This is a genomic window from Mycobacterium sp. (assembly GCF_050701675.1).
Classification (GTDB): domain Bacteria; phylum Actinomycetota; class Actinomycetes; order Mycobacteriales; family Mycobacteriaceae; genus Mycobacterium.
Genome location: NZ_JBOGDD010001077.1, coordinates 1 through 3,837, shown reverse-complemented (window position 1 = coordinate 3,837; position 3,837 = coordinate 1). Strand labels below are relative to the sequence as shown.

The following is a 3,837-nucleotide window of genomic DNA, read 5'->3' as shown; positions in this document are numbered from 1 at the left end:
TCGACGCGACGGTCGAGATTACGATGCATCATGTCGGCACTGCCGATCCAGAACTCGTCGATGGCGCGAAAGTGAATGATTCGGGAGTGCTCGAGAAACCGGCCGAGAATCGATCGCACGGTGATGTTCTCGGAGAAGCCCGTTGCACCGGGACGTAGCGCGCAGATCCCGCGAACCACGACCTCGACGCGCACTCCGGCCTGCGAGGCGCGGTAGAGCGCGTCGATCACCTGCTCGTCGACCAAGGCGTTGGCCTTCAGGCGGATCCTCGCGTCGGCGCCTGCCCGGTGCGCCGCGATCTCGCGTTCGATGCGTTCGACGATGCCCCTGCGCACTCCGTACGGAGCGACCAGCAGGTTGCGGTAGGACACCTTGCGTGAGTAGCCCGTCAGCGAGTTGAACAGATCGGTGAGGTCGGCGCCGATGTCCGGTGACGCAGTGAGCAATCCCACGTCCTCGTAGAGCCGCGAGGTCTTGGGGTTGTAGTTGCCGGTCCCGATGTGGCAGTAGCGCCGGATCGTCGACCCTTCGCGTCGCACGACGAGACACGTCTTGCAATGCGTCTTGAGCCCGATCAGCCCGTACACCACGTGAACGCCCGCCTGTTCAAGGGCGCGGGCCCACTTGATGTTGGCCTGCTCGTCGAAGCGGGCCTTGATCTCGACCAGCGCGACGACCTGCTTGCCCGCCTCGGCGGCGTCGATGAGCGCGCTGACGATCGGCGAGTCACCGGAGGTCCGGTACAGAGTCTGCTTGATGGCGAGCACATTCGGATCGGCGGCCGCCTGCTCGATGAAGCGCTGCACCGTCGTCGAGAAGGAGTCGTACGGGTGGTGCACCAGCACGTCACCGTCGCGAAGCGTCGAGAAGATGCTCTTCGGCGTCTCCCTCTCGCCGAACGCGGGAGGGGTCGCGGGTACGAACGGCGGGTCCTTCAGATCGGGGCGGTCGACGCCGTAGATCTGCCAGAGCGACGAGAGGTCGAGCAGCCCAGGCACCTCGATGACGTCACCGGGATGCACGTCGAGCTCACGCAGGAGCAGCTCGAGCATGTTCTCGGTCATGTCGTCGGCGACTTCCAGGCGCACCGGAGAACCGAACCGGCGCCGCGCGAGTTCGCGCTCCAGCGCCTGGAGCAGATCCTCGTCGCGATCCTCCTCGACCTCGAAGTCGGCGTTGCGCGTGATCCGGAAGGCGTGGTGTTCCACTACTTCCAGGCCGGGGAACAGTACCGACAGGAAGGCCGCGATCAGCTCCTCCATCGGCAGGAATCGAATCGCGGCGCCACCTTCGCGCGGACCCAACTCGACGAACCGGTCGACGTTGTCGGGCACCTTGATGCGGGCGAAGTGCTGCGTGCGGTCCTCGGGCTGCCGCACCGTGATCGCCAGGTTCAGGCTCAGCCCGCTGACGAACGGGAACGGGTGCGCCGGATCCACTGCCAACGGTGTGAGCACCGGGAACACCTGCTCGTGGAAGTACGTGGACAGCCGGCCACGTTCGTCGTCGTCCAGCTGAGCCCACGTCACGACGATGATGCCCTCGTCGGCCAGCGCTGGGCGCACCGACTCCATGAAGACCTTCGCGTGCCTGCTCGAGATCTGCTGGGTGCGCTCGCCGATGCGTCGCAGTTGCTCGCGCGGCGACAGTCCGTCGGCCGAGCGCACCGAAAGTCCCATCTCGTCGCGGCGTTTGAGGCCGGCGACGCGGACCATGTAGAACTCGTCGAGGTTCGACGAGAAGATCGCGAGAAACTTGGCCCTTTCCAACAACGCGAGCGACGGATCAGCGGCCAACGCCAGCACTCTGGCGTTGAAGTCCAACCAGCTCAGCTCCCGGTTGAGGTAGCGGTCGTCGGGCAGCGCTTCGGACTGGGAGGTGTCGATCGCGTCCGCGGTGGTGGCCGGTGGCGCCTCCGGCGTGCTGTCGTCCGATACCCAGTCCGTGTCTACAGTTCGTGTCTCGGCTTCGGTCACGCGTCGATCATCCCCCATGGACGGTCGGCGGTGCTAGGTGCCGCCGACGGTGTTCTTCGTGGCCGCTCCGACGCCGAGCCCAAGGGCGGCGGAGAGGTCGTCGGGGGTGTCGATGTCGCAGCGCAGGCCCGGCCATCGACCCGTTAGTTCGACGGCACCCGAATCCCCATGTCGCCGTGCGGAATTGACGCCGAATTCGGGTTTGAGAGGGACGCCGAAGGCGAACAGCGCCGACGTTCCCGTGCCGTGCCGGTCGCTGACGAAGCTGCGCTGGTTCGTGCGTGCCAGAGCGATTGCCTCGGCGAGTTCCCGCGGTTGAAGCGCAGGCAGATCGCCTTGAAGCACGCCGACGTTCGGCGTCTCCGCGCGGATCGCAGCCTCGGCAACCGAGATCGCATTGTTCAAGGGGTCGGGGTGGCCGGCGGGAGTGGGATCGAGGACGACTCGGGCGCCGAGCTCGCGGACGACCTGGGCAGCCACGCTGTCGGGGGTCACGACGGTGATCGCGCGGACTGCCACTACGGCGGACGCCGCGGTGATCGTGTCGTCGAGCATGGCGAGGACCACCTGCTCGCGGTCGTCGGGCGCGAAAGCCGATGCGAGGCGCGTCTTGGCCAAGCCGAGACGCTTGACCGCGATGATCAGCCCGACGTCCCCTTGCAGGCGCACCCCCGAAGCCGGGGCGTAGTCGCTGGTGCCGCTCATGGGTGCCATCCTGCCAGCAGCGCGGACCAGGCTAGATTTGTTCCCGTGGTAAGGGCTGCGGTGATGGGTGCAGGCGCGTGGGGTACGGCGCTGGCGAAGGTGCTGGCCGATGCGGGCAACGACGTCACGCTGTGGTCGCGCCGAGCGGAATTGGCCGACGAGATCAACGACACCCACCGCAACGCCCGATACATCGGTGACGTCGTGTTGCCGACGTCGATCCGCGCGACCGGGAACGCCGCAGCGGCACTCGATGGAGCGTGCACGGTGCTGCTGGCAGTGCCGTCGCAGACCCTGCGCGTCAACCTGGCGCCGTGGCGTGACGTGATCGGTGGCGACGCCACGCTGGTGAGCGTCGCGAAGGGTATCGAGCTGAACACGCTGCTACGGATGAGCCAGGTCATCGTTCAGGTGACGGGGGTGGACCCGTCGCGGGTCGCCGTGGTCACCGGACCGAACCTGGCCAGTGAGATCCTCGACGAGCAGCCCGCAGCGACCGTCGTCGCGTGTTCGGACTCCGGCCGCGCCGTTGAACTGCAGCGCGCGTTCTCCACCAGGTACTTCCGGCCGTACACCAACTCCGATGTCGTGGGCGCCGAGATCGGCGGCGCGTGCAAGAACGTCATCGCACTGGCCAGCGGCATGGCAGCGGGAGTGGGGCTGGGGGAGAACACCGCCGCGGCGATCATCACCCGGGGGCTGGCTGAGATCATGCGACTGGGAATCGCGCTGGGCGCCAAGGGTACGACGCTTGCCGGGCTGGCCGGGGTCGGTGACCTCGTCGCCACCTGCACGTCGCCGCGGTCACGCAACCGGGCATTCGGTGAACGGCTCGGCAAGGGCGCCACCATGGAGTCCGCACTGCGCGAGGCGGGTGGGCACGTGGCAGAAGGCGTCACGTCCTGCCAGTCGGTGCTGGCGCTGGCCGAAAGTTACGACGTGGAGATGCCGCTCACAGACGCCGTCAACCGCGTCTGCCACAAGGGACTCTCGGTCGACGAGGCAATGGCGCTCCTGCTCGGGCGCACGACGAAGCCGGAGTGAGGAGATGAACGGTCAGTACGGGGACTCCACCCGTAGCGTCAAAGCGTCTGGCTCGCAACATGTTCCGGGGCAACCCGTCACGTCGCCACCGGTCCCGGCATCGGCCTACCAC

At 67.1% G+C, this 3,837-nt stretch carries 3 protein-coding genes; 1 reads left to right on the top strand and 2 read right to left on the bottom strand.

Annotation, left to right across the window (positions count from 1 at the left end; translation table 11 throughout):
• Together ACRDUX_RS33065 and cofC are read right to left on the bottom strand one after the other, a co-directional pair.
• On the bottom strand, positions 1 to 1,994 hold a 1,994-nt coding region (locus tag ACRDUX_RS33065; RefSeq protein WP_526420440.1), incomplete at its 3' end, for an RNA degradosome polyphosphate kinase.
• Positions 1,995 to 2,009: 15 nt separating this feature from the next.
• Positions 2,010 to 2,681, bottom strand: coding sequence for a 2-phospho-L-lactate guanylyltransferase (gene cofC, locus ACRDUX_RS33060; RefSeq protein WP_526420438.1), 672 nt, complete (start codon positions 2,679 to 2,681; stop codon positions 2,010 to 2,012).
• A 63-nt stretch (positions 2,682 to 2,744) separates the two neighbouring features.
• Here cofC and ACRDUX_RS33055 point away from each other — a divergent pair, with 63 nt between their 5' ends.
• The gene (locus ACRDUX_RS33055) at positions 2,745 to 3,725 is read left to right on the top strand and encodes an NAD(P)H-dependent glycerol-3-phosphate dehydrogenase (protein ID WP_526420442.1); all 981 of its coding nucleotides are present in this window, start codon (positions 2,745 to 2,747) and stop codon (positions 3,723 to 3,725) included.
• The last annotated feature ends 112 nt before the right edge of the window (positions 3,726 to 3,837 follow it).

Coding starts and splice junctions, on each gene's coding strand:
- cofC (WP_526420438.1), bottom strand. CDS start 2,681: ATGAGCGGCACCAGCGACTACGCCCCGGCTTCGGGGGTGCGCCTGCAA.
- ACRDUX_RS33055 (WP_526420442.1), top strand. CDS start 2,745: ATGGGTGCAGGCGCGTGGGGTACGGCGCTGGCGAAGGTGCTGGCCGAT.